A 6,463-nucleotide genomic window follows, 5' to 3' on the forward strand; every position below is an offset into this window, starting at 1 on the left:
AGACCCCCCTTCGGCCTGAACGGCCTCGTCCTCAAACGCCGGACGGGCTGAGTCATGCCGGCCTGCGTCGACAGGTCCGGGCGACCCGAACTGAACCGAACCGGCGTCGTCAGGTGCGGGCGCCCCGAAGTGGAGCGGACCAACCTCGTCAGCCGCAGGCACGCCGAACTGAACCGAACCCGCGTCGTCAGCCGCAGACGCCCCAAACGGGACCCACCCCGCCTCGTCCGCCGCAGGCACCCCGGAAGGAAGCCCGCCGTACAGCAACTCCCCCGGAAACCGCGCCCCCGCCCCTTCCCAGTACTCCGCCCGGCACCCCACCACCAACCGCGCCCCGCTCTCCCGCAACCACTCCCCCGTCCCCTCGGTCCACTCGGCCAGCCGATGGGCAAGCACAGGCGGCATCTCCTCAGGCCCGTCGAGCAGCAACAGCAAGGGCCGCCCGGCGTCACGGGCGACCCGCGCCAGCCGCTCGGGCCCGATATCGCCGAGGTCACCGGAATCCCCCGGCAGCGAGACGGACGCGGCGACGATCCGTGCCGCCCGCTCCACCGTCCTACGTACCGCGTCAGCCACCGAAGCGTCACCGTCCCGCAGGTCGGCGCCGCGCAACCACAGTGTGGGAGCCGGTTCCGCACCCCCGTTGCGCCGCGCGGCGAGCGCCGCGAGTTCCGTCGTACGGCCGCTGCCCGGTGCCCCGACGAGCCCGAGCACGGCGGCCGGACTCTCGACGAACGCGGCGAACTCCCTTACCAGCGACGGCCGTTCGACGGGCGCCACCACAAACGAACCGTCGCCGTCACGGCCGTGACCGACGAACCCCGCGAGCGCCCCCGGCGGGCCGTCCGACCCCACCGAGGTGGCCGTCAGCTCCAGCACGCCCGCGAGGTTGAGGTCGGCGCCGTACGCGGGCACGGTCGCCGAATTCCGTGCGAGGAGGTCACCCAACGGGCCCCGGAGATCAGCCGACGGCCCCTGAGCGCCACCCAACAGCCGCTCCCCGCTCCGCACTTGCCGCAGCGGCACCGCGAACCCCGCATCCCGTTGGCCCGATTGCAACGCCGTGCCGAGGACACCGATCACCGCGCCGGTCACCGCGTCGAGAACCGGCCCCCCGGCCGCTCCCCCGCCCAACCGCAACGCGTCCCGTCCCGCCGTGCCGATCGCCAACTCCAGGGCGTCGTCGAGGAGATGGAAGCGGTCGGTGGCCGTGTAGGTCACGGAGGTCGCGCCCAGGAGGCGGGCCTCGCGCCAGCGGCCCGCGGCGACGCGGACATATGTGCCGGTCTCGACGCGGTCCCGGACCGTGACGGGGAGCGGGTCGACGCCGAGGCCCTCGGTGCGGACGAGGGCGAGGTCGAGGGCGGGCAGCGGGGTCACCGCGTCGGCGGTCACGAGGCAGGTGCGGTCGCCGGCGGCGTGCAGGACGAGGCGGGGCAGTCCGTCGACCGCTTCGTGGCTGGTGATCACCGTGCCGTGGTGGTCGGCGACGAAGCCGGTGCCGCGCGGGCGACCGGCGAGGTCGCGGATGCGTACCAAGGCGTCGTCCAGGTCGCGGATGCGCACCGGGGTCGCGTCGTCAACGGCGGGCGCGTCGGCCTCCGTTGATCGCTCTTCCCGTGATCGCTCTTCCCGTGATCGACGGCCGCCGCCCGTCCGCGGGCCACGTCCCGCCATGGTCGAACCTCCCCGCCGTACCCATGCCCTGTGTTCGACGGTAGGCGTGGCGTGATCAGCGGGACAGATCGCGTGGTGAACGCGCCCCCTTCCGCTCCCTCGGTTCACTCCGAGCGCCTGCCCGGACGGGTGAATAGAGGCGGAGGGTTGGATACACCCTAGGGGTGGGGGAACCGAGGGGGGACCGTGGAGCGGCGGGAACGTAGACCCCGTGACCGCCGCTCCACGGGCGGGACTTCGGCCCCAGGGCGTCCCCCGAGGTGTCCCCCGGGGGTGTGCCTCAGGGGTGTCCTCAGGCGAAGACGGCGAGGCTCTTGGCCTTGCCCTTCTGTTCCTCCACGAGCGCCAGGAAGCGGCCCTCGGGGTCGAAGACGCCGACCGCGCCGACGCCCGTGTACTCCTCGGGGATCTCCAGGCGGACGCCGTTGAGCAGCAGCTTCGCCCGCCGGGTGTCGACGGACCAGCGTGGGAACGCGGCCTCGGCGGCTTCGGCGATCGGCATCACGGTCAGCTCCTCCTGGAGCTGGTCGAGGGTCTTCGCCGTGTCCAGTTTGTACGGGCCTACGCGGGTGCGGCGGAGGGCGGTCAGGTGGCCCCCTACGCCCAAGTCCTCGCCCAAGTCGCGGGCCAGGGCCCGGATGTAGGTGCCGGACGAGCAGACCACCGAGACCACCAGGTCCAGGACGGGGGTGCCGTCCTCGGCGACGGCGTCCCGGACGTCGTAGACCGCGAAGGAGGAGATGGTGACGGGGCGGGCGGGGATCTCGAAGTCCTCGCCGTCGCGGGCCCGTTTGTACGAGCGCACGCCGTCGATCTTGATGGCGCTGACCTTGGACGGGACCTGCATGATCTCGCCGCTTAGCTTGGCGATCCCGGCGTCGACGGCGTCCCGGGTGACCTTCGAGGCGTCTGCCGACCTCGTGATCTCGCCCTCGGCGTCGTCGGTCAGGGTGCTCTGGCCCAGGCGGATCGTGCCCAGGTACTCCTTCTCCGTGAGGGCTAGGTGCCCCAGGAGCTTGGTCGCCTTCTCGACGCCGAGGACGAGCACGCCCGTCGCCATGGGGTCGAGGGTGCCCGCGTGCCCGACGCGGCGGGTGCGGGCGATGCCGCGCATCTTGGCGACCACGTCGTGCGAGGTGAAGCCCGACGGCTTGTCGACGATGACAAGGCCGTCGGGCGTCCGGGTTTTCTCGGTCATTCGGTGGTGTCGTCCTCGTCCTCTTCGTCCGGCTTCTTGTACGGGTCCGCGTCGCCCGCGTACGCGGCGCCGGCCGAGACCTCGCGCACCTTCTCGTCGGACTGCCGTGCCTTGTCGAGGAGGTCCTCGATGGTCTTGGCGGTGTCCGGCAGGGCGTCCGCGACGAAGGTGAGGGTCGGCGTGAACTTCACGCCCGCCGCGGCGCCCACCGCGGAACGGAGCACGCCCTTGGCGCTCTCCAGCCCGGCGGCCGCCTCGGCCCGCGCCTCGTCGTCCCCGTACACCGTGTAGAAGACGGTCGCCTCCCGCAGATCACCCGTCACCCGGGTGTCCGTGATGGTGACGTGCGTGCCGAGCCGCGGATCCTTGATCCCGCGCTGCAGCTTCTTGGCCACCACCTCTCGGATGAGGTCCGCCAGCCTCTTGGCACGCGCGTTGTCGGCCACTGGTCCGTCTCCTTAGTAACTACGTCGTGCTGCTTGCTTCAGTCTTCGTCGCTGTGGAGTCCGCGTCGAACGGAGAGCAGTTCCACCTCGGGCCGCGCGGCGACGAGTCGCTCGCAGCGGTCCAGTACGTCGGTGAGGTGTCCCGTGTCCCCGGAGACCACCGCGAGCCCGATCTCGGCCCTGCGATGGAGGTCCTGACTGCCCGTCTCGGCCGCGCTCACCGCGTACTTGCGCTGGAGTTCGGCCACGATCGGACGGACGAGAGAGCGTTTCTCCTTCAGCGAGTGGACGTCGCCGAGGAGCAGGTCGAAGGACAGAGTCCCCACATACATGTGTGTCCGGATGTCCCGCCGGTTCGGGGTATGGGCGCCGGTCTTGGACGCCGATACAGGAACCGTACACGCAACGGCCGGGGCCGATCGACGGAATTCTGCTCCCGCCGACCGGCCCCGATCGCGTGCTGTGACGATCAGCCGCGAGGCTTCTCGCGCATCTCGTACGTCGCGATGACGTCGTCGACCTTGATGTCGTTGAAGTTGCCGAGGTTGATACCGCCCTCGAACCCTTCGCGGATCTCGGTGACGTCGTCCTTGAAGCGACGCAGACCGGAGATGTTGAGGCTCTCCGCGATGACCTTGCCGTCTCGGACGAGGCGCGCCTTGGTGTTGCGCTTGACCTCTCCCGAGCGGACCAGGACACCGGCGATGTTGCCCAGCTTGGACGACTTGAAGACCTCGCGGATCTCCGCCGTGCCGAGCTCGACCTCCTCGTACTCCGGCTTGAGCATGCCCTTGAGCGCTGCTTCGATCTCCTCGATGGCCTGGTAGATCACCGAGTAGTACCGGACGTCGACGCCCTCGCGCTCCGCCATCTGCGCCGCGCGGCCCGCAGCGCGGACGTTGAAGCCGATGACGATCGCGTCGGAGCCGGTCGCCAGGTCGATGTCCGACTCGGTGACCGCACCCACGCCGCGGTGCAGGACGCGGATGTCGACCTCTTCGCCGACGTCGAGCTGGAGCAGCGAGGACTCGAGAGCCTCCACCGAACCGGACGCGTCGCCCTTGATGATGAGGTTGAGCTCCTGCACCAGACCGGCCTTGAGGGCCTCGTCCAGGTTCTCCAGGGAGAACCTGACACCACGCCGCGCGAAGTTGGCGTTGCGCTCGCGCGCCGCCCGCTTCTCGGCGATCTGACGTGCCGTGCGGTCCTCGTCGACAACCAGGAAGTTGTCGCCGGCGCCCGGGACGTTGGTGAGACCGAGGACGAGGACCGGGGTCGAGGGACCCGCCTCTTCCACGTTGTCGCCCTTGTCGTCGAGCATCGCGCGGACACGGCCGTACGCGTCGCCGACCACCATGGTGTCGCCGACCCGCAGGGTGCCTCGCTGGACCAGGACGGTCGCGACGGCGCCGCGGCCACGGTCGAGGTGGGACTCGATCGCGATGCCCTGCGCGTCCTGCTCCGGGTTGGCCCGCAGGTCGAGCGAGGCGTCCGCGGTGAGGACCACGGCCTCCAGCAGGCTCTCGATGTTGAGGCCCTGCTTGGCGGAGATGTCGACGAACATCGTGTCGCCGCCGTACTCCTCGGCCACCAGCCCGAACTCGGTGAGCTGACCGCGCACCTTGGTCGGGTCGGCGCCCTCGACGTCGATCTTGTTGACCGCGACCACGATCGGCACGTCGGCCGCCTTGGCGTGGTTCAACGCTTCGATCGTCTGGGGCATCACACCGTCGTTGGCCGCCACCACGAGGATCGCGATGTCGGTCGACTTGGCACCACGGGCACGCATGGCGGTGAACGCCTCGTGGCCCGGGGTGTCGATGAAGGTGATCCGACGCTCTTCGCCGTTGACCTCGGTCGCGACCTGGTACGCACCGATGTGCTGCGTGATACCGCCGGCCTCGCCCGCGACGACGTTCGTCTTGCGGATGGTGTCGAGGAGGCGGGTCTTACCGTGGTCGACGTGACCCATGACGGTCACGACCGGCGGACGCGCGACGAGGAACTCCTCGCCACCCTCGTCCTCGCCGAACTCGATGTCGAAGGACTCGAGCAGCTCGCGGTCCTCCTCCTCGGGGCTGACGATCTCGAGGACGAAGTTCATCTCGTCCGCGAGGAGCTTCAGCGTCTCGTCGGAGACGGACTGCGTGGCAGTGACCATCTCGCCGAGGTTCATCATCACGCCGACGAGCGACGCCGGGTTGGCGTTGATCTTCTCGGCGAAGTCGGTGAGGGACGCACCGCGCGACAGACGGACGGACTGTCCGTTGCCACGAGGCAGCATCACACCGCCGACCGACGGGGCCTGCATGGCCTCGTACTCCTGGCGCCTCTGCCGCTTCGACTTGCGACCACGACGCGCGGGACCACCGGGACGACCGAAGGCGCCCTGTGTGCCACCACGGCCACCGGGACCACCGGGACGACCACCGAAGCCGGGACGGCCACCGCCACCGGCGGGAGCACCCGGACGGCCGGCGAAACCGCCGCCACCGCCACCGGGACCCGCGGGACGACCGGCGAAACCGCCACCGCCGCCACCGGGACGCCCGGCGAAACCGCCGCCGCCGCCACCGGGACGACCGCCGCCACCGCCACCGGGACCACCGGGACGACCGCCGCCGCCACCGGGACCACGGCCACCGGGGCCGCCACCGGGACGGGGACTACCCGCAGCGGGACGCTGCGGCATCATGCCGGGGTTGGGACGGTTGCCACCGGGGCCACCGCCCGGACGCGGAGCGCCGCCCTGCGGGCGGGGCATGCCGCCCGGGGTCGGACGCGAGCCGCCCGGAGCACCGGGACGGGCACCGCCCGCAGCGCCCTGGGGACGGGGGCCGCCCTGACCGGCACCCTGCGGACGCGGAGCGCCACCGGGAGCACCGGGGCGTTCCTGACCGCCGGGACGCGGGGCACCGCCGGGACGGGGCGCCGAGGGGCGCGCCATGCCGGTGGAACCACCAGAGGTGAACGGGTTGTTGCCCGGACGGGGACCGGCCGGACGAGCACCGGGACGCGCGCCCTGACCACCCGGACGCGCCGCGCCGGGACGGTCGCCGCGGTCACCGCGCTCGGGACGGTCGCCACGACCCTGGCCGCCCTGGCCGGGACCGGCCGGGGCCCTGCTCGTCGCGATCGACGT

At 71.4% G+C, this 6,463-nt stretch carries 5 protein-coding genes; all 5 read right to left on the minus strand.

Going from position 1 to position 6,463, the window contains the following annotated elements; translation table 11 throughout:
• On the minus strand, positions 1-1,677 hold a 1,677-nt coding region (locus ACFWP5_RS51335; RefSeq protein ID WP_384173994.1), incomplete at its 3' end, for a trypsin-like peptidase domain-containing protein.
• Positions 1,678-1,969: 292 nt separating this feature from the next.
• Positions 1,970-2,875 carry a tRNA pseudouridine(55) synthase TruB gene (gene truB / locus ACFWP5_RS51340; protein ID WP_384173997.1) on the minus strand — a complete coding sequence of 302 codons (906 nt, stop codon included), beginning with the start codon at positions 2,873-2,875 and terminating at the stop codon, positions 1,970-1,972.
• On the minus strand, positions 2,872-3,321 hold the full coding sequence (gene rbfA, locus ACFWP5_RS51345; protein WP_384174000.1) for a 30S ribosome-binding factor RbfA: 450 nt from the start codon (positions 3,319-3,321) through the stop codon (positions 2,872-2,874). Before rbfA ends, truB begins: the two co-directional genes overlap by 4 nt.
• 38 nt (positions 3,322-3,359) lie before the next feature.
• Positions 3,360-3,653, minus strand: a complete 294-nt coding sequence (locus ACFWP5_RS51350; RefSeq protein ID WP_384174003.1) for a DUF503 domain-containing protein — start codon at positions 3,651-3,653, stop codon at positions 3,360-3,362.
• Between the two features lie 137 nt (positions 3,654-3,790).
• The coding region (infB, locus tag ACFWP5_RS51355; protein WP_384174006.1) for a translation initiation factor IF-2 at positions 3,791-6,463 on the minus strand (2,673 nt) is incomplete at its 5' end.

Source organism: Streptomyces sp. NPDC058469 (genome assembly GCF_042721125.1).
Taxonomy (GTDB): Bacteria; Actinomycetota; Actinomycetes; order Streptomycetales; family Streptomycetaceae; genus Streptomyces.

What these genes read in the sequence shown, in the direction of transcription:
- truB (WP_384173997.1), bottom strand. Translation starts at nt 2,875, where the DNA reads ATGACCGAGAAAACCCGGACGCCCGACGGCCTTGTCATCGTCGACAAG.
- ACFWP5_RS51350 (WP_384174003.1), bottom strand. Translation starts at nt 3,653, where the DNA reads ATGTATGTGGGGACTCTGTCCTTCGACCTGCTCCTCGGCGACGTCCAC.